This window comes from Phytomonospora sp. NPDC050363 (assembly GCF_040655735.1).
Classification (GTDB): domain Bacteria; phylum Actinomycetota; class Actinomycetes; order Mycobacteriales; family Micromonosporaceae; genus Phytomonospora.
Genome location: NZ_JBFAKK010000003.1, coordinates 89432 through 107503, shown reverse-complemented (window position 1 = coordinate 107503; position 18072 = coordinate 89432). Strand labels below are relative to the sequence as shown.

General features: G+C 70.5%; 18 protein-coding genes and 1 pseudogene. 3 read left to right on the top strand and 16 right to left on the bottom strand.

Annotated elements, in window-relative coordinates; all coding sequences use genetic code 11:
* Positions 1-15: 15 nt before the first annotated feature.
* From AB0I28_RS08575 to AB0I28_RS08560, 4 genes and pseudogenes are all read right to left on the bottom strand, one after another.
* Positions 16-195 (bottom strand): annotated as a pseudogene (locus tag AB0I28_RS08575) (hypothetical protein); the annotation flags it as partial.
* Positions 159-1817, bottom strand: a complete 1659-nt coding sequence (locus tag AB0I28_RS08570) for a nitrite/sulfite reductase (protein ID WP_357491037.1) — start codon at positions 1815-1817, stop codon at positions 159-161. The gene AB0I28_RS08570 and the pseudogene AB0I28_RS08575, both read right to left, overlap by 37 nt.
* Before the next feature lie 339 nt (positions 1818-2156).
* Positions 2157-2882 (bottom strand): VOC family protein, encoded by a 726-nt coding sequence (locus tag AB0I28_RS08565; protein WP_357491035.1) that lies wholly within the window; start codon positions 2880-2882, stop codon positions 2157-2159.
* Between the two features lie 24 nt (positions 2883-2906).
* Positions 2907-4385 carry a histidine kinase N-terminal domain-containing protein gene (locus AB0I28_RS08560; RefSeq protein WP_357491034.1) on the bottom strand — a complete coding sequence of 493 codons (1479 nt, stop codon included), beginning with the start codon at positions 4383-4385 and terminating at the stop codon, positions 2907-2909.
* 71 nt (positions 4386-4456) lie between these two features.
* On the opposite strand from AB0I28_RS08560, the gene AB0I28_RS08555 reads away from it, so the two are divergent.
* Positions 4457-4996, top strand: coding sequence for a DUF2087 domain-containing protein (locus AB0I28_RS08555; protein ID WP_357491032.1), 540 nt, complete (start codon positions 4457-4459; stop codon positions 4994-4996).
* A 41-nt stretch (positions 4997-5037) separates the two neighbouring features.
* Here the strand turns inward: AB0I28_RS08555 and AB0I28_RS08550 are convergent, their stop codons facing one another.
* From AB0I28_RS08550 to AB0I28_RS08520, 7 genes are all read right to left on the bottom strand, one after another.
* On the bottom strand, positions 5038-5583 hold the full coding sequence (locus tag AB0I28_RS08550; protein WP_357491031.1) for a hypothetical protein: 546 nt from the start codon (positions 5581-5583) through the stop codon (positions 5038-5040).
* A gap of 75 nt (positions 5584-5658) precedes the next feature.
* Positions 5659-6621: a hypothetical protein gene (locus AB0I28_RS08545; RefSeq protein ID WP_357491029.1), complete on the bottom strand. Its 963-nt coding sequence runs from the start codon at positions 6619-6621 to the stop codon at positions 5659-5661.
* Positions 6622-6642: 21 nt separating this feature from the next.
* Positions 6643-7602, bottom strand: coding sequence for a glycine betaine ABC transporter substrate-binding protein (locus AB0I28_RS08540; protein ID WP_357491027.1), 960 nt, complete (start codon positions 7600-7602; stop codon positions 6643-6645).
* Positions 7603-7605: 3 nt separating this feature from the next.
* Positions 7606-8397, bottom strand: a complete 792-nt coding sequence (locus tag AB0I28_RS08535; RefSeq protein ID WP_357491025.1) for an ABC transporter permease — start codon at positions 8395-8397, stop codon at positions 7606-7608.
* On the bottom strand, positions 8394-9539 hold the full coding sequence (locus AB0I28_RS08530; protein ID WP_357491023.1) for an ABC transporter ATP-binding protein: 1146 nt from the start codon (positions 9537-9539) through the stop codon (positions 8394-8396). Before AB0I28_RS08530 ends, AB0I28_RS08535 begins: the two co-directional genes overlap by 4 nt.
* Positions 9532-10179, bottom strand: a complete 648-nt coding sequence (locus AB0I28_RS08525) for an ABC transporter permease (RefSeq protein WP_357491021.1) — start codon at positions 10177-10179, stop codon at positions 9532-9534. Before AB0I28_RS08525 ends, AB0I28_RS08530 begins: the two co-directional genes overlap by 8 nt.
* A 90-nt stretch (positions 10180-10269) precedes the next feature.
* Positions 10270-10917 (bottom strand): TetR/AcrR family transcriptional regulator, encoded by a 648-nt coding sequence (locus AB0I28_RS08520; protein ID WP_357491020.1) that lies wholly within the window; start codon positions 10915-10917, stop codon positions 10270-10272.
* Positions 10918-11047: 130 nt separating this feature from the next.
* Between AB0I28_RS08520 and AB0I28_RS08515 the strand changes: the two genes are divergently transcribed.
* Positions 11048-12463 carry a DHA2 family efflux MFS transporter permease subunit gene (locus AB0I28_RS08515; RefSeq protein ID WP_357491018.1) on the top strand — a complete coding sequence of 472 codons (1416 nt, stop codon included), beginning with the start codon at positions 11048-11050 and terminating at the stop codon, positions 12461-12463.
* Positions 12460-13251 carry an SDR family NAD(P)-dependent oxidoreductase gene (locus AB0I28_RS08510; RefSeq protein ID WP_357491016.1) on the top strand — a complete coding sequence of 264 codons (792 nt, stop codon included), beginning with the start codon at positions 12460-12462 and terminating at the stop codon, positions 13249-13251. The genes AB0I28_RS08515 and AB0I28_RS08510 overlap by 4 nt, the downstream gene beginning before the upstream one ends.
* Positions 13252-13318: 67 nt before the next feature.
* On the opposite strand, the gene AB0I28_RS08505 is transcribed toward AB0I28_RS08510, so the two are convergent.
* From AB0I28_RS08505 to AB0I28_RS08485, 5 genes are all read right to left on the bottom strand, one after another.
* Entirely contained in the window at positions 13319-14347 is a 1029-nt protein-coding gene (locus tag AB0I28_RS08505; protein ID WP_357491954.1) for an SIS domain-containing protein, read from the bottom strand.
* Positions 14348-14615: 268 nt separating this feature from the next.
* On the bottom strand, positions 14616-15125 hold the full coding sequence (locus AB0I28_RS08500) for a GNAT family N-acetyltransferase (protein ID WP_357491014.1): 510 nt from the start codon (positions 15123-15125) through the stop codon (positions 14616-14618).
* Positions 15125-15352, bottom strand: a complete 228-nt coding sequence (locus AB0I28_RS08495; RefSeq protein ID WP_357491952.1) for a biotin/lipoyl-binding carrier protein — start codon at positions 15350-15352, stop codon at positions 15125-15127. Before AB0I28_RS08495 ends, AB0I28_RS08500 begins: the two co-directional genes overlap by 1 nt.
* A gap of 647 nt (positions 15353-15999) precedes the next feature.
* Complete coding sequence (locus tag AB0I28_RS08490; protein WP_357491012.1) at positions 16000-16182, bottom strand: hypothetical protein; 183 nt, start codon at positions 16180-16182, stop codon at positions 16000-16002.
* A 268-nt stretch (positions 16183-16450) separates the two neighbouring features.
* On the bottom strand, positions 16451-18040 hold the full coding sequence (locus AB0I28_RS08485; protein WP_357491010.1) for an MDR family MFS transporter: 1590 nt from the start codon (positions 18038-18040) through the stop codon (positions 16451-16453).
* Positions 18041-18072 lie beyond the last annotated feature (32 nt).

Genomic DNA, 18072 nt, shown 5'->3' with positions numbered 1-18072 from the left:
GTCGTTGCCGAAGTTGAGTCCTTTGAAGGTCACCGAGAACACGCGGGCGCAGGCGCGGCACTCCCAGCCCGAGGGCCGCGCGTCGGGGCCCGGCGGGAGGTGGGGGTAGAGGTCCTCGTCGCCGCAGTAGGGGCAGAAGTAGGGGACGGCGCGACCGCTCACTGGAGGTCCTTCTCGTCGGCGCGGGCGACCCATTCGGCGAAGACCTCGCCGTCGGTGCGCTCCTCCAGGTAGCGGCGGGAGAGGCGCTCGACGTAGTCGGCGAGTTCGGCGGCCGAGACCTTGTGGCCGCGGAGTTTGCGGCCGAGGCCGGCGTGCTGGGCGTGTCCGCCGCCGAGGTGGACCTGGAAGCCTTCGACGCGCTTTCCGTCGACGAGGACGAGCTGGCCCTTGAGGCCGATGTCGGCGGTCTGGGTGCGGGCGCAGGCGTTGGGGCAGCCGTTGACGTGGATCGACAGTGGACTGTCCATGTCGGGCACGCGCTTCTCCAGCTGGATGACCGTCTGGCGGGCGCGTTCCTTGGTGTCGACGAGGGCGAGTTTGCAGAACTCGATGCCGGTGCAGGCCATGGTGGCGCGGCGCCAGGGGCTGGGGTCGGCGTGCAGGCCGAGCTCGCGCAGTTCGGCGACCACGGAGTCCACATCGGACTCGTTGATGTCGAGGACGAGGAGTTTCTGGCCCGGGGTCGTGCGGATGCGGTCGCTGCCGTGGCGGGCGGCGAGCTCGGCGACCTGTTCGAGTACGGTCCCGGTGACGCGCCCGACGATCGGTGCGGCACCGATGAAGTAGCGGCCGTCGGCCTGGCGGTGCACGCCGACGTGGTCGATGAGCGCCGGTGCGACCTCGGGTTCGTCGAGGTCGTCGAGCTTGCGCTTGAGGTACTCGTTCTCCAGCACCTCCCGGAAGCGCTCGATGCCCCAGTCGGCGACGAGGAACTTCAGGCGCGCGCGGGTCCGCAGGCGGCGGAAGCCGTAGTCGCGGAAGAGGGCGGTGACGGCGTGCCAGACGTCGGGGACGTCTTCGAGGGCGACCCAGGTGCCCAGGCGCTTGGCGAGCATGGGGTTGGTGGACAGGCCGCCGCCGACCCACACGTCGTAGCCGGGCCCGTGCACGGGGTGGACGGCGCCGAGGAAGGACAGGTCGTTGGTCTCGTAGGGCAGGTCGGGCAGCCAGGAGATGCCGGACTTGTACTTGCGCGGCAGGTTCGACAGGCTCTGGTCGCCGATGAAGCGGTCGATGATCTCGTCGATGGCGGGGGTGGCGTCGATCAGCTCGTCTTCGGCGACGCCGGCGACCGGACTGCCGAGGACGACGCGCGGGCAGTCGCCGCAAGCCTCCTGAGTGGACAGTCCGACCTCTTCGAGGCGGCGCCAGATGTCGGGCACGTCCTCGACGCGGATCCAGTGCAGCTGGATGTTCTGCCGGTCGGTGATGTCGGCGGTGTCGCGGCCGTAGATCTTCGAGATCTCGGCGATCGCGCGCAACTGCTCCACCGACAGCTGCCCGCCGTCGATGCGGACCCGCAGCATGAAGTACTCGTCCTCCAGCTCCTCGGGTTCGAGGACACCGGTCGCGGTGCCGTCGAAGCCGGGCTTGCGCTGCGTGTACAGCCCCCACCAGCGGAAGCGGCCGCGAAGGTCGGCCGGGTCGATCGAGGCGAAGCCGCGGTGCGCGTAGATGTTCTCGATGCGCGCGCGGACGTTGAGGGGATTGTCGTCCTTCTTCTGCTGCTCGTTGGGGTTGAGCGGCTCGGTGTGGCCGTACGCCCACTGGCCCTGGCCCTTGGAGTTGTGCCTACTGCGGACCGACGAGGTCATGATGCTTGCTCCCGGTGCTAAATGATCAGCACGCGAGGCGTTGCACACAGTGGAGTCACGGCGGCGACACGTCGCGCGCCCAAGAAGGTGTGGCTGGTTCGATCAGGCGCGACGATGCACCGGGCGACAGATCGCGCTGCGGGTACGCCCGAAGTCCACGTGGCGGCGGGCCACGAGTCGGATGCGCAGGGCAGCACTCATGCGGGCAAGCATGCCACAAGCTCCACGGGGGTGTCACCTCCCAAGACGCGGCGTAGGCGGCGCCACAGGCCGACACACGGCGACATCTGGGGTAACAAGGCGTTCACCGGACGCGGGGCCGGCGGATCAGCGAATGGATCAGTCCAGACTGCGGGACAGCTCGGCCGCCTCGGCGAGCGTCCCGGCGAGCGCGGAGCGTTCGGCGTCGCCGAGTTCGACGGCCCCGGCGCGGGCGAGATGCTCGCGGGCGACGTCGTCTTCGCCGAGCCGGACGGCGAGTTCGGCGCGGTAGACGAGCGCCTCCACGAGTTCGGCCGGCGCGGCCTCGCCGCCCTCGCGCCTCAGCGTCGAGTCGAGGATCCGAGCGGCCTGGCGTTCGTCGCCTTTGGAGTCGCCGAGGACGACGGCGTTGTCCAGGGCCCGGCCCAGTCGGCCGCGCTCGCCGGCTTCGGCGATGGCGGGCTCGTCGGCGGGCGGCCGCGGGAAGAAGCGGATCCAGTTCCCGCCGGTGTCGACCAGGCTGAATCCGGCGAGTCCGTCGACGTTCTTGCGTTTACGCGGACGTGTCACACGAGGGATCCCGGCGACGAGGACCTTGCCGTACGCCGCGCGCATGCCCGCGGCGAAGGCCTCGTAGATCTCGCCGATGTCGGGGACGATCACCACGCAGGTTCCATAGGAGTCGGCGGCCTTGAAGCCGTCGATGCCGAAGAACTGCAGTTCGATGTCCTCGCGCTTGACGATCATGAACGGGTTGGGGCGGGTCTGGCGGTAGGTGCGGGTGAAGCCGAGCGCCTGGTAGAACTCGGCCGTCTCGTCGATGGAAGCGCAGGGAAGGGCCGGGATGGTCACCTCGTTGGCCATCCCGGAATCGTACACCGTACGAAGTCAGCTCAGGGGTACGACGAGTTCCGCCTCGGTGCCGCCGCCCTCGCGGGGGCGAAGGTCGATGGTGCCGCGCAGCTCACCGGTGGCGAGGGTCCGCACGATCTGCAGGCCGAGCCGCTGGCTGTTCTCGATCCGGAAGGACTCCGGAAGACCCCGGCCCTCGTCGGAAACGACCACCCGCAGCTCGCCGTTCTCCCGCGTCACGGTCAGCACTACCTCACCCGACTGCCCCGGCCCGTAGGCGTGCTCGACGGAGTTCTGGAGCAGCTCGTTGAGGATCATCACCAGCGGCGTGGCCACCTCCGAGGGCAGCACACCGAAGGTCCCGACACGCCGCAGCCGCACCTGCGACTCGGCCGCGGCGACCTCGGCTGCCATCGACGAGATCCGGTCGACGATCTCGTCGAAGGCGACGGCCTCGTCGCTGGACTGGGACAGCGTCTCGTGCACCAGCGCGATCGACGCGACCCGCCGCACCGACTCCTCAAGGGCCGCCCGGGCCTGCGGAGCGCCGACCCGCCGCGCCTGGAGGCGCAGCAGCGCCGCGACGGTCTGGAGGTTGTTCTTCACCCGGTGGTGGATCTCGCGGATCGTGGCGTCCTTGGTCATCAGCGCCCGGTCGCGGCGGCGGACCTCGGTCACGTCGCGCACCAAGATCAGCGCGCCCGCCGGCGAGCCGACCGGCCGCAGCGGCAGTGCCCGCATCAGGACCGTCGCGCCCCGCGCCTCGATCTCCTTGCGCGGCGGGCTGTCGCCCCGCAGCGCGGAATTGATGCGCGCCACGGCGTCGCCGCCGTCGAAGGGGTCGTCGGCCAGCCGGCCGGTGATGGCCGCCAGGTCCTCGCCGAGCAGGTGGCCCGACACCCCCAGGCGCCGGTAGGCCGACAGGGCGTTGGGCGAGACGTACTTGACCTTCCCCGCCGCGTCGAGCCGGACGAGGCCGTCCCCGACGCGCGGCGCCGTTGTCGTCTCGCCGGGCAGGCGCGGCGGCGGGAAGCTGCCGTCGGTGACCATCTGCGCGAGGTCGTCGGCGATGTTGAGGTAGTTCGACTCCAGCCGGCTCGGGCTGCGGACGGTCATGAGATTCGTGTCACGCGCGATCACCGCGATCACCGGCCCCTCGGCGGTCCGGCGGACCGGGATCGCCTCATGCCGCGCGGGCGTGTCGCCGAACCACACCGGGTCGCCCTCCCGCCAGATGCGGCCCTCGGTGTATGCGGCGCTTAGATGCGCGGCGTCGGCGCCGGCGATGGTGCGCGCGACCTGATCGTCGTAATAGGCGGTCATGCCCGTCGTGGGCCGCACCTGGGCGACGCAGATGTAGCCGCGGTCGCCGTCCTGCGCGCGCACCCACATCAGCAGGTCGGCGAAGGAGAGGTCGGACAGCAGCTGCCACTCGGCCGCCAGGAGGTGCAGGTGGTCGACCTGGTCCTCTTCGAGGGTCGTGTGCGCGCTGAGAAGATCACGGAGGGTGGACACCAGTCGAGGGTAGCGACGCCGACGGTGTTATCGCCTTGATCGCGCGCCGCCGGGGTTCCTAGTCTCGGGGCATGGACTCCCACGAACTCTGCGGCCAGCTCGCCGAACCGACGCGCCTGCGCGCCTTCTCCGCCGTGGTGCTCGGCGCCGGGACCTCCGCCGAGGTCGCCGAAACCGCCGGGATCGACGCCAAGGCCGCCGTGAAGGCCCTCCAGCGGCTCATCGGGGCGGGACTGGTCGCCACCGGCGGGGACGGGCGCATGACCGCCGGCGCCGGGCTGTTCAAGGACGCCGCCAGGCGCGAGGCGCCGACGACGGCCCCCGCCGAGCTCGACGCCGACCCCGAGCGCAACGCCGTCCTGCGCAACTTCGTCCGCGACAACCGCCTGACCTCGCTGCCCGCGGGGCAGCGCAAGATCCGCATCGTCGTCGAGCACATCGCCGAACTCAGCTTCGAACCCGGCTGCCGCTACAGCGAGAAGGAGGTCGACCGGGTCCTCAAGGGGTGGCACGACGACCACGCGGCGCTGCGGCGGTACCTGGTCGACCAGGGCGTGATGACGCGCGAGGGCGGCGAGTACTGGCGCAGCGGCGGGCGGGTGGGGGTCTGACTCCGGCGCAAGCCGTACGCCCCCGCTACGGCGGGGGCGCCCTACCCCAACCCCACCGTCAGTGGCCTCGGGTCCCCGAACAGCCAGTTCCCCGCCGCCTCCAGGTCCTCCCCCGCGAAGTACTCGCCGCACACCTTCCCGAACGCCTCGCGCGACAGCCCCGGCCCGCGCGGCACGATGTGCGCCAGCGCCGCGTCGATCTGCGGCTCGACGAGCCCGTGCGCGCGCAGGAGGAGCCGTAGCTGCGGCAGTTCCAGCTCCCCGTCGGCGTTCTGGTCGCACAGGGCGAACAGGCTCTCCCAGACGGGCCGGTAGGTGGCCTCGGCGGCGCCGGTGACGGCCTTGCCGTTGGCGTCGACGAACTCCTCCAGCGACACCTTCGCGGTGTCGCCGTGCACGTCGTGCCACAGCCGCTCGTAGGCTCCGCGCAACGTGGTCACGCGCGGATCGCCGTCCTCAAGCTCGAAGGAGCACCGCAAGCGCTCGGCTATCCGGAGGTAGTCGCTGGGTTCGACGTGTCCGGCGTGATAGCTGTCGAGCAGCCCGAACCTGCGGATCAGCTTGCGCGTCTGGAACTCGCTCGCCATGGCCCGGCCTCCCCGTCTAGGTACGGTCACTCTAAGTGGCCGGAGGGCCGCGCCGGACGGTTTCAGACGTGCCCGCTAGGCCCCCGCCCAGTCGGCGGCCGCGCTCAGCAGCACCTCCTGGTCGGAGTGGACGCTCACGACGTCCCCGCCGCCGCAGGTGAAATGCGTCAGGTCGCCGTGGGGCGAGCCGATGCCGGGCGCGGCGTAGAAGGCCGAGAAGGTGCGCACGGGGTGGCCGTCGAGGACCACCTCGGCCTCGACGGTCATGGTGTCGAGGTCGACGACACGCACGCGGCGACTCGACGATCCCCAGGCGGCCTTCCCTCCCGGGAGGGGGCAGAGGTCGCGGGTGGGGCGCTCGTCGTGGGGGTCGGGTGAGATGTCGGTCCAGGGCAGGCGGCCCAGTTCGGCGCAGTCGGGCCAGGAGGCGCGCACGAGGTCGGGCACGGCGATCAGGAGGCCGCCGTCGGCGAAGACGGCCGGGCCGCCCCGCTCGAAGGGGACGGGCTGGGCGCGCAGGGCGCCGCCTTCACGGGTGATGACGTAGGACTCACTGCCGGCCCAGGCCGGTCCGGCCACCCACATGACGACCGCGCCGGGGTCGGGGTGCGGGTGGAACCACACGCCGGAACCGCCGTAAAGCTCGGGCACGGTCGTGGCGGCGAGGGTCTTGTACTCCCGGTCGCACAGTTCGACCGCGATCTGGGCAGCGAGCCCGTCGTCCTCCCACGCGATCCACAGATCGTCGTCGGCCCAGCGCACCGACCCCGCGTTCTCCGGCCCCGGCCGGGGCTCGCCGGGCGTACCCGTCCACAGACCCGACTCGCCGATCCACGCCCAGGTCCCGTCGGCGGCGAACTCCAGGTCGGTGAGCGTCATGCCCAGGTCGAGGCGGCTCTCCAGGGCGAGTTCGGCGTCGGTGAGGGTGACCGTCCCGTCGTAGGAGGCCAGCGCCCACCCTCGGCCGTGCAGGTGCCGGACCATGTCGACGCGATGCCCGGGAGTCAGGGCCGCGCGCGGGTGGACTTCACGGAGCATGCGTCATTGTCCCCGCCGGACTCAAGACGCCAGGAAGCCCTGCGCCTTGAGCCAGTCCTCGGCCACGAAGACGGGATCGAGGCCGTCGACGTCGACCTGCGCGTTGAGGCCGCGCATGACGTCGGTGGTCAGGCGTGAGGCGAGGTCGGCGAAGATGTCGCCGATCTGCGGGTAGGCCTCGTAGATCTCCTGCCGGACGGTCAGCGCCGGCTCGTAGATGGGGAAGAAGTGCTCGTCGTCGACCAGCGTGACGAGCCCGTTGGCGGGGATGCGCCCGTCGGTGTCGAACACCTCGCCGAAGGTGCAGCTGCCGCCGATGCGGTTGTAGATCAGCCCGGCCTCCATCGACTGGACGTTGCCCGGCGGGATGTCGGCGGAGGTGAACCCGTAGGCCTCCTGCATGCCGACGAAGCCGTCGTTGCGGTTGATGAACTCCGCTTCGAGGCAGAAGGTGCGCTCGTCGACGGGGACTTTGGTGATGTCGCTGATGTTCACCAGGCCGTACTGGTCGGCGGTGGCCTGTTTGACGGCGATGGCGTAGGTGTTGTTGAGCGGCGCCGGCTGGGTCCAGACGATCCCGTTCTCGGCGAGGTCCTGCTCGGCGACGGCCTGGAACTGCTCGTCGGGGTCGATGATCGGGTCGGTGTGTCCCAGGTAGACGATCCAGCCGGTGCCGGTGTACTCCCACATCACGTCGACGTCGCCGCCGAGCATGGACAGCCGCGCGTTGACGCTGCCCTTGATGTTGGTCTTGTCGGTGACCTTCGCTCCGGCCGCCGACAGCACGAGGCTGGTCATCTTGCCCAGCACGAGCTGCTCGGTGAAGTCCTTGGAGCTCACCACGATCGGGGCGCCGTCGAAACCCGGGTACTGGTCGAGCACCGGGCCGGCCTCGACCTCGGGGATGAACTGGGAGGCGGGCTGCAGGCCGCAGCCGGCGAGCAGGGCCGTGCAGGCAAGCAGCAACGGGATCCTTCGCACCGCTCAGACCCCCTTCGGCCGCAGGTAGCGCTCGGCGAGCGCGCCGAGCCAGTCGATGCCCAGGGCGAGCATGGCGATGAGGACGCTGCCGGTGATCAGCACGACGTTCTGCTGGAGTTTGACGCCGGCGGCGATCATCTCGCCGAGGCCCCCGGCGCCGATGAAGGCGGCGAGGGCGGCGACGCCGACGTTGAGGACGAGGGTGGTGCGGATCCCCGCGAGCATGATGGGCGCCGCCAGCGGCAGTTCGACGGTCAGGAGTGTGCGTGTGGCCGACATGCCGATGCCGCGTCCGGCCTCGACTAGGGCCGGGTCGACCTGCTGGAGGCCGACCATGGTGTTGCGCAGGGCAGGCAGGACGCTGTAGAGGCTCAGGGCGAGGATCGCGACCCAGAAGGGCGCGGCGGTGGGCAGGATGACGGCGAGGATGACGATGACGCCGATGGCGGGGGCGCCCTGGCCGATGTTGGCGATGCCGAGGATGGCCGGGGTGACCAGGCGCGCGCCTTTGCGGCTGAGCGCGATGCCGACGGGGATGGCCACGGCCAGGACGATGACGCTGGACACGGCGGCGAGGCTGATGTGCTGGCCGAGCAGGCGCAGTACGAAGGACGCTTCGAGGGAGCGCAGTTCGGACTCGTTCGGTTCGGCGGCGCGCACGCCGACGAACAGGGCGATCCCGGCGGCGACGATGATCGCCGGCGTGATGAGCAGGTGCCAGGCGCTGCCCGTCGCCGAGGGCGAGGGGGCGACGTCGGTGGCGACCTCGACGGCCGCTTCGGTCGTGACGGTCATGACTTGCGGGCCCGTTCGCGCAGGGTCGCGATGGCCTGCTGGACGGTGTTGAGGGTGACCAGGCCCCGGTAGCGGCGTTTGACGACGACGGGGACGAGTTCGGCGTCGGAGCGCAACAGGGCCTCCAGGGCCTCTTGGAGGGTCGAGCGGCCGGAGATGGTCACGTCGACGGGTCCGCCGAAGCCCTCGACGGGTCCGCTGGCATCGGCGAGTTCCTCGCGGTTGACCCAGCGGACGGGCCGCCCGGCGGTGCGGTCGAGGACGACGGCCCAGTGCTCGTCGCGGTCGGCGAGGGCGCGGTGGACCTCGGCGGCGTCGGCTTCGGGGTCGACGGTCAGGGCCTCGTCGAGGTCGATGTCGGCGACGCGGGTGACGTTGAGGAGCTTCATGGCGCCGTTCTCGCCGATGAAGCCGCGCACGAAGTCGTCGGCGGGGTTGGCGAGGATCTCGGCGGGCTCGGCGTACTGCACGATCCGGGAGCCCTCGGCGAGCACGGCGATGCGGTCGCCGATCTTGACGGCCTCGTCGAAGTCGTGGGTGACGAAGACGATGGTCTTGCTCAGCTCGTCTTGCAGGGAGAGCAGTTCGTCTTGGAGTTTGGCGCGGGTGATGGGGTCGACGGCGCCGAAGGGTTCGTCCATGAGCAGGACGGGCGGGTCGGCGGCCAGGGCGCGGGCGACGCCGACGCGCTGCTGCTGCCCGCCGGACAGCTGCCGCGGGTAGCGCTGGGCGTACACGGCGGGTTCGAGGCCGACCATGGCGAGGAGTTCGTCGACGCGTGCGGCGATGCGCTTCTTGTCCCACTTGAGGATCTTGGGGACGATGGCGATGTTGTCGGCGACGGTCATGTGCGGGAAGAGGCCGCCGGCCTGGATGACGTAGCCGATGTGGCGGCGCAGGTCGTCGGCCTTCTTGCGGCGGGCGTCCTCGCCGTTGATGAGGATCTCGCCGGAGGTCGGCTCGATGAGCCGGTTGATGAGCTTCATCGTGGTGGTCTTGCCGCTGCCGGACGGGCCGACGAACACGACGATCTCGCCGGCGTTGATCGTCATGGTGACGTCGTCGACGGCGGGCTTCTTCTGGCCCGGGTAGCGCTTGGTGAGATTGCGCAGGTCGATCTGCACTCCACCGACGTCAGACACGCAGCCCCCTGGATGTGGTGAGTCGGCCGATGAGGATGTAGGCGGCGTCGAAGAGCAGCGCCAGCAGGATGATGCCGATCGTTCCGGCCAGGGCGGCGTTGAGCGCGTTGGCGCCGCCGAGCCGGGCGAGGCCGGAGAAGATCTCGTCGCCGAGGCCGGGCCCGGAGACGTAGGCGGCGATCGCGGCGACGCCCATGGTGAGCATGGTCGACACGCGGATGCCGGTGAGGATGACCGGCCAGGCGAGCGGGAGTTCGACGCGGGCGAGGACCATCGCGCGGTTCATGCCCATGCCGCGGGCGGCGTCGACCATCGCGGGGTCGACGCCCGCCAGGCCGACGATGCAGTTGCGGATGATCGGCAGGAGCGCGTAGAGGGTCAAGGCGACCACCGACGGGACGACGCCGAGTCCGAAGAGGGGGATCATCAGCCCGAACAGCGCGAAGGACGGGACGGTGAAGATGACCGAGGCGGTGCCGGTGGCGAGGTTGGCCAGCCACGGCGTGCGGTAGGAGGCGATCGCGACGGCCAGGCCGATGATGGTCGCGGCCAGCACGCACTGGAAGACCATGCTCGCGTGCTGGTAGGTCTCGAAGGCCAGCAGGTCCCAGCGGCTGGTGACGTAGTCCCAGAAACTCAACGGCTCGCCTCGCGATCATGACCGGGCGGTCAGCGTGAGGCAACCAGAGCAAAAGACGAAAGTCCAGGCGACTCGCCCGGGTATGCCGGATTAGTCCTTGCGGTAAGCGGCGAGGAACGTGCGCACGGCCGCCGTGCCTATCGCGTCGACTTCGGCCTGCGGAAGCGCGCGAGTGCCCAGGCGCGTGCGGCGCTCCAGGGGGCCGGTGAGCAGGCTGACGAACTGCTCGGCGGCGGTGACCGGGTCGGCGACGCTCAGCGACCCGGCCAGCGACAGCAGCGCGAGGTGGCCGGCCAGGGCGTCGACGAGGCGGTCGGTGACCGCACCCCGGACGGTGTCGAGGAGTTCGGGGAAGCGCGGCAGCTCGGCGTAGGTCAGGCGCTTGAGCGCACAGGAGCGCGCGTGCAGGCAACTGGCGAGCAGGAGCCGGGCCGCCTCGGCGAATGCGGCGTCGAGGTCCCCGGTGGGGTTGCGCAGCCCTTCGACGGCCGCGATGTTCTCGGCGGCGGCGACCTCGGAGGCGGCGGCCACGGCCTCGCGGAAGAGCGCGTCCTTGTCGTCGAGGTGGCTGTAGATGGTCGGCTTGGCGACCTTCGCCTCGACGGCGATCTCCTTGATGCAGGCACTGGCGAATCCCTTGCGGGAGAAGACCTGGAAAGCGGCCTCCAGGATCGCCTCGCGCTTGTCGATGCGGCCTCGCGAGCCGGTGCGGCCGGGATGCGTCTTCGGTGCGGTCACCCCGGAAGCCTACCCCGTCACCCAGCGAACTGAACCTGTTGGTTCAGTCAGGCAGACCCTAAGGTTTCGTACGACCAAATGGTTCGCTACGGTGAACCCGTTGGTTCAGTTTCCCTCTCTGGAGTGCTCAATGCCACCCACCGAAGACCGCTTCGAACCTCTCGTGCGGCGGACGATCGCGGTGATCCTGCTCGGCGGGATCATGGGCATCCTCGACGGCTCGATGGTCGTCGCCGCCGCCGACACGCTCGCCGAACGCTTCGACAGCTCCCTCGCCGTGATCGGCTGGGCCTCGACCGGATACCTGCTCGCCCTGACCGTCGCCGTCCCGGTGACCGCGTGGGCCGTCGACCGCGTCGGCGGCAGGCGGCTGTGGCTGTTCGGGCTGGTGCTGTTCCTCATCGGCTCGGTCGCCTCCGGGCTCGCCTGGGACGTCGGGCCGCTGATCGCGTTCCGCGTCGTGCAGGGCGCCGGCGCCGGCATCCTCGACCCGCTCATGCTCACCCTGCTCATCCGCACCGCCGGGCCCGGCCGCTCGGGCCGCGTCGTCGGGCTGATGGGCGCCGTCGGCTCGGCAGGGCCCGTGGTCGGGCCGATCGTCGGCGGCCTCATCGTGCAGAGCCTCGACTGGCGGTGGATGTTCTTCGTCAACGTCCCGATCGTCATCGCCGCCTTCCTGCTGGCCCGCAAGGTTCTGCCCGTCGACCGGCCCGCCGCCGACGCCCCCAGGACACGGCTCGACGTGGTCGGCGTGGCGCTGATCGGTCCGGGCGTCGCCGCCTCCGTCCTCGCCCTCTCGCAGGCCGCCGAGCACGGCGGACTGACAACGCCGTACGTGATCGGGCCGCTGGCGGTCGGACTGGCGCTCCTGGGCGTCTACGTCGCCCACGCGCTGCGCCGGCGCAGGACACCGCCGCTGATCGATCTGCGCATGTTCGCGCACCGGGGTTTCCCGGTCGGCGTGCTGGTGCTCGCCTTCAACGGCGTCGCCACCTACGGCGCCCTCTTCGCGCTGCCGCTGTTCTACCAGCAGGCCGGCGGTGAGGGCCCCTTCGCCGCGGGGCTGCTGCTGGCCCCGCTCGGTGTCGGCGCGGTCATCTCCATGCCGCTCGCCGGGCGGCTCTCCGACCGTCTCGGGTCGCGCACCCTCGCCGTCGCCGGAGCCACCCTCACGGTGCTGAGCGCGCTGGCCTTCACCTTCGTCGACGGCTCGACCGGCCGGATCCTGCCCGTCGCCGCCTCGCTCACCTTCGGCCTCGGCCTGGGCTGCACGAGCGCGCCGACGATGGGCGCGGTGTTCAAGGTCCTGCCGCCCGAGCGGGTCGCGCAGGGCAGCTCACTGCTCTACATGCTCAACCAGCTCGGCGCCTCCTTCGGCATCACGCTCATGGCGCTCCTCGTCCAGTCGGCCGCCGATCCGGTCACCGGCTTCCACCACGTCTCCTGGGCGCTGGTCTTCGCCGCCGCCGCGATGCTGGCCGCAACGGCCCGCGTGCCCGGCCGCGACCGCACCCCCTCCCCCGTCCTGGAAGGAGCCTCACTGTGAAGACCATCGTGATCACCGGCGGCACCGACGGCATCGGGCGGGCCCTGGCCCGCACGTTCCTGCGCCGCCGCGACCGCGTCATCGTCGTCGGCCGCGACGCCGCCAAGGCACCGGCCGGCGCGGAGTTCATCGCCGCCGACCTCGCACTGGTCGCCGAGAACCGCCGCGTCCTGGCCGAGATCACCGCGACCGCGCCGGCCGTCGACGCGCTGGTGTTGTGCGCCCGCCACTACCGCTCCGCCCGCGCCGAGACCGCCGAGGGCTTCGAGGAGAACTTCGCGCTGTTCCACCTCAGCCGCCACGTACTCGGGCACGGCCTCGCCTCGCGACTGGAGCAGGCCCCCGCACCGGTGATCATGAGCGTCGCCGGGCCCGGCGCGCCCCTCGGCGTGATCGCCTGGGGCGACCTCCAGCTCACCCGCGGCTACAACGGCGGCCGGGCCATGACCCAGGCCGGGAAACTCGCCGACCTTCTCGGCGTCGACTACGCCGCCGCCCATCCAGGCACCCGCGTCCGCTACGTCCTGCACCACCCGGGAGTCACCGTCACCGGTCACTCGGGCACCTACAGCGCCGCCGACGCCGCCCATGTCGCCGCCATGCGACGCGGCGGCAAGACCGTCGGCGAGGCCGTCGTGCCGATCCTCCACCGCCTCGACGACCCGCCCGCCGAACCGCTGTCGGCATACCTCCACCACGAGCGGATCCCCGTCGACGGCACCGACTGGGACACCGCGGCGGCCGCACGGCTGCGCACCCTCACCGAGGACCTGCTCGCCGGGCACTGAGGGCACGAAAACGGCCGCGCCGACGTGCGGCGCGGCCGTTCGCCCCAGCCCCTTGCAGGGGGCCGTCTCAGAGCGTCTCGGTCACCTTCTTGAGGCTGCGAGGCGCGTCGGGGTTCTCCCCGCGCGTCAGCGACAGCGCGAGCGCCAGCCGCTGGAGGGGGAGGATGTCGAGCAGCGGGCTGTAGCGCTCGTCGACGTCGGGGGTCGGGATCCGCAGCGCCGCGCCGGGCACGTCCGAACCGATCGCCACGACGTCGGCCCGGCGCTCACCGAGCCGGCCGAGGACCTCGCGCATGGTCGCGCCGCCGGGGCCGCTGCCGACGATGGCGAGCACCGGGACGTCCGGGTCGGCCATGGCGAGCGGGCCGTGCAGCAGGTCGGCGCCGGAGAAGGCCAGGCCGGAGAGGTAACTGGTCTCCATGAGCTTGAGGGCCGCCTCGCGGGCCGTCGGGTAGGCGTAGCCGCGGCCGGTGGTGACCAGGCGCTCGGCGAAGCGGTAGCGCGGGGCGAGCTCGACGGCGGTGTCGTCGGCGAGCAGCGCGCGGGCCAGTTCGGGGAGCTTGGCGAGTTCGGCGTGCTCGTCGGCGGGGAGGGTGCCGTCGCCGCCACGGATGCCCTCGATGAGCATGAGCAGGGCCATCAGCTCGGCGGTGTAGGTCTTGGTGGCCGCGACCGCGCGCTCGTGGCCGGCGGAGACGTCGATGTGGAGTTCGGCGGCGTTGGCCAGCGGGGAGCCGGGGTTGTTGGTGACTGCGAGGGTCTGGGCGCCGGACTCGCGCGCGACGCGCAGGACCTCGCCGATGTCGGGCGAGCCGCCGCTCTGGGAGACGCCGACGACGAGGGCCTCGGACAGGTCGGGGCGGGCACCGTAGACCGTGATGGCGCTGGGCGAGGCCAGGCCGGTCGGGATGCCGAGGCGGATCTCGGTGAGGTAGGCGGCGTAGAGCGCGGCGTGGTCGGAGGTTCCGCGCGCGGTGTAGACGACGAACTTGGGCTTCTTTCGCGCGATGGCGCCGGCCACGTCCGCGATCGCCTTGGCGTGGTTGTCGAGCAGGTCGGCGAACACGGCCGGCTGCTCGTCGATGTCGGCAGCCATGCCGGACCCGCGCGGTGCGCTCAGGCCGTCGGGCGCGGCTTGGGCGGCACGGGCCGTCCCCACTTGCTCGGTCATGCGGTTCTCCTCGTTCGGGCGTGCGTGTTGCGTGATCGTGCGCGAAGCAAGCATATTGTGCGCGAAACCGAGCAGGTACGCCGCACCTGAGGGGAGCTTAAGTCTCGATGCGCCGGGCAATCAGTGAAATAGCGCAGATGCGGCCGCCCCGACCCGGTTCGCGGGCGAAGCGGCCTTCCGGCGGGGCGTAGGGTCAGACCTCGATGCGCCAGCCGATGAGGGCGATGCCCGCGACGGGCTCCCAGTCCTTGTCGGGCGTGCGCGTGAAACCCAGCCGGTGGTAGAGCCGCATGGCGCCTTGGGCCACGTCGCCGCGGCTGCAGATCGCCACGGCCGTGCGCCCGCGCGTGCGCGCCCGCTCCACGCAGGCGTTGACCAGGGCCTCGCCGACACCGCGGCGGGACGCGGCGGGGTCGACGGCGAGCATGCGGAACTCCGCCTCGCCGGGCGCCGACATCTCCGCCATCGGCGAGCCGTGCTCCAGGTAGGCGACCGTGCCGAGGACGCGGCCGGTCGCCGGGTCCACCGCGACGAGGAGGGTGCTGTCGGTGGCCCGGCCCTGCGCGTCGGCGAGCTTCTCGGCGTAGAAGGAGCCGGGCCCGTCCTCGGCGCCCAGGTGTCCGTGGACCCGGTAGGCCTCGACGGCGATGCGGCCCGCCTCGGCGTAGTCGGCGGGGGTCGCCACCCGGATCTCCAGGTCCATCAGTCGAGCACCGCGATGAGGTCGCCCTCCTGCACGACGTCGCCCTCGGCGACCTCGATGCTGGTGAGGGTGCCCTCTTCCTCGGCGATGACCGGGATCTCCATCTTCATGGACTCCAGGATCACGATCGTGTCGCCCTCGGCGATCTGGTCGCCGGGCTTGGCCACGATCTTCCAGACGTTCGCCACCATCTCGGCACGAATTTCCTCGGCCATCATCGCCTCCATCGGTCGGGCAGTGTCCATTCGACGATCACAGTAGGCTGCCTCGCCTCCATCGCGTCATGGGGCAGCCAATATCGTGTAGGGCGCCGACTAGCGAAGTTTGGAGTGATCACCATGGCGAAGCGAGCCCGCAAGCGTCGCGCGCGGAAGAAAAAGGGCGCGAACCACGGACGCCGTCCGAACGCCTAGCGCGGACGCCAACGGCCCACACGTCGAGGTATGGCGGGTGGGCCGTTTTGGTGGGTGGGGTTGGGATGGATGCTCGGGGCGGGTGGCCTGCTCCGGGGCGGGCCGCGCTCGTGACGCGACCGCGCCGGCACCGGCCCCGCTTCTCGCCCTCGCCGGAACGTGGGGGACCTACGCCGGCGCCCGGCGGAAGAACATCACCGGCGCGCGCCCCCGCCGCTCGCCTGATGTACGCCGAACCGCCGACCATGGTGAACCCCGGCACGCAAGATGTTTCCTCGTGCCGGGGCTGGTGATGGCTGATTCACGGCGACAACGAGTGTCGCGGCACCGATCGGCCCTCGTGCCGGGGGCGGTGCCGATCGTCCGAAAAGCGTCCGCGCCGAGTCACCGGACTCCCATGCGTCGGCCTCGGGCGAATCTTCGCGTCGCGCTCGCTCAGAACAGGTACGTGGAATCTGCGCCTAGTTGGGGACGCAGGCGCCGCACACCCACACACACTGGCAGTTCAGGACGCAGACCTTGTGCGAATGAATATTGCAGGCGACGGTCTTCCGCTTACCTTGATCGCTGCAGCACGCACCCGCCTCGGCTTTCGGAACGAGCAGGCTGAGCATCGCGTCGCTCGCGGACTTGATCAACTTCACGGTTCCTCCATGATCGCGGACTGGATGATCATCGATCGTGATCTATTGATCACGGTCGACGTCAGAGTGTGCCACAGGTCACAAGGTCCGCGCTAGCTTCGTGTTGTGACGGCACGGCAACCCGACGCGAAAGCGGGGCCCGGGCACCCAAGCGCCTGAACCCCGCCCCCTTCACGTACCCCGCGCGGCCTGACCCGCCGCGCGCGGCTCAACGCTCACGCGCCACATGCCGCCCACTGGCGCACACGCCGACGCGCACGCAACGACCTCAGTGCATCGCCGACATCTTCGCCGCGTCCGCCTCGACGGTGTCCGGCGCGCCCTTCGCGTCGTCCCCGCCCGGCAGACCCGCGGTGCGCAGCGGCACCTGCTTGACGAACAGCGCGAACAGCAGCCCGGCCACCGCGAACGGGATGCTCCACATGAACACGTTGGTGATCGCCTCGGTGACCCCGGTGGTCACGACCCCGAGGATCTCCGGCGGCAGTTCCTTGATCTGCGACGGGTCGAGACCCGCTCCGCCACCGGTGAAGTTCGACGCCGTGTCCCCCGGCAGCCTGCCGGTGAAGTAGTTGGTCAGCTGGTTGGCGAAGATCGCCCCGAACAGCGCCACACCGAAGGACCCGCCGATACTGCGCAGGAACGTCGAGGTGCTGCTGGCCACGCCGATGTCGCGCTGCGGCGCGCTGTTCTGCGCCACCACCATCGACACCTGCATGATCAGACCCAGCCCGACACCGAAGATGATCAGGAACCCGCTGATCACCCACAGGGACGTGTCGACCTTCAGGATCGTCAGCAGGGCCATGCCGACGATCATGATCACGCCGCCCATGATCGGGAAGATCTTGTACTTGCCGGTCTTGGTCAGCACCTGACCCGACAGCAGCGACGCCACCATCGCGCCGAGCATCATCGGAATGAAGGTGACACCCGACTCGGTCGGCGACTGCCCCTTGACGATCTGCAGGTACATCGGAATGAAGGTCATCGCCCCGAACATCGCGAAGCCCTGCAGGAATCCGACGGCGTTGATCAGAACGAAGTTGCGGTCCTTGAACAGACGCAGCGGCAGCACCGGCTCGGCGGCCCTGCGCTCCACCATGATCAGCAGGACCAGCGCCACGACGGCCAGTGCCCCCAGGCCGAGGATCTGCGGCGAGTTCCACTCGTACTCGGTGCCGCCCCAGGTCGTCAGGAGCACCAGCGAGCCGGCCGCGATACTGAGCAGCACGATGCCCAGGTAGTCGATCCGCGCCTGGTTCTTGTGCCGCGGAATGTGCAGGGTGAACGCGACCACCAGCAGGGCCACGACGCCCAGCGGGATGTTGATGTAGAAGGTCCAGCGCCAGTTGATCGCGTCGGTGAGGAAGCCGCCGATGAAGGGGCCGCCGATCATCGCCAGCATCATGACCGCGGCCATGAAACCCTGGTACTTGCCACGCTCGCGCGGCGGGACGAGGTCGCCGATGATGGCCATGACACCGACCATCAGACCGCCGGCGCCGAGGCCCTGGAGACCGCGGAAGGCGATGAGCTGGCCCATGTCCTGAGCGGCGCCGGAGGCGGCCGAACCGACCAGGAACAGCGCGATGGCGAACATGAACAGACGCTTGCGGCCATAAAGGTCGCCGAGCTTGCCGTACAGCGGCGTGGAGATCGTCGCGGCGAGAATGTAGGCCGTGACCACCCACGACATGTGAGCGTAGCCACCGAACTCACCGACGATGACCGGCATGGCCGTGCCGACGATGGTGTTGTCGAGCATCGCGAGCAGCATCGCGAGCATCAGACCAGGCATGACGACCAGGATTTCCCGCCGCATCTTCGGCGGGGAGGCGTCGGTAGCCTGAGACATGGGAAGATCCTCTCAAGCAGTACTTACTTGCC

What these genes read in the sequence shown, in the direction of transcription:
- AB0I28_RS08555 (WP_357491032.1), top strand. Translation starts at nt 4,457, where the DNA reads ATGGACTCCCACGAACTCTGCGGCCAGCTCGCCGAACCGACGCGCCTG.
- AB0I28_RS08500 (WP_357491014.1), bottom strand. Translation starts at nt 15,125, where the DNA reads ATGGACCTGGAGATCCGGGTGGCGACCCCCGCCGACTACGCCGAGGCG.
- AB0I28_RS08515 (WP_357491018.1), top strand. Translation starts at nt 11,048, where the DNA reads ATGCCACCCACCGAAGACCGCTTCGAACCTCTCGTGCGGCGGACGATC.
- AB0I28_RS08495 (WP_357491952.1), bottom strand. Translation starts at nt 15,352, where the DNA reads ATGGAGGCGATGATGGCCGAGGAAATTCGTGCCGAGATGGTGGCGAAC.
- AB0I28_RS08485 (WP_357491010.1), bottom strand. Translation starts at nt 18,040, where the DNA reads ATGTCTCAGGCTACCGACGCCTCCCCGCCGAAGATGCGGCGGGAAATC.
- AB0I28_RS08550 (WP_357491031.1), bottom strand. Translation starts at nt 5,583, where the DNA reads ATGGCGAGCGAGTTCCAGACGCGCAAGCTGATCCGCAGGTTCGGGCTG.
- AB0I28_RS08535 (WP_357491025.1), bottom strand. Translation starts at nt 8,397, where the DNA reads ATGACCGTCACGACCGAAGCGGCCGTCGAGGTCGCCACCGACGTCGCC.
- AB0I28_RS08505 (WP_357491954.1), bottom strand. Translation starts at nt 14,347, where the DNA reads ATGGCTGCCGACATCGACGAGCAGCCGGCCGTGTTCGCCGACCTGCTC.
- AB0I28_RS08565 (WP_357491035.1), bottom strand. Translation starts at nt 2,882, where the DNA reads ATGGCCAACGAGGTGACCATCCCGGCCCTTCCCTGCGCTTCCATCGAC.
- AB0I28_RS08570 (WP_357491037.1), bottom strand. Translation starts at nt 1,817, where the DNA reads ATGACCTCGTCGGTCCGCAGTAGGCACAACTCCAAGGGCCAGGGCCAG.
- AB0I28_RS08545 (WP_357491029.1), bottom strand. Translation starts at nt 6,621, where the DNA reads ATGCTCCGTGAAGTCCACCCGCGCGCGGCCCTGACTCCCGGGCATCGC.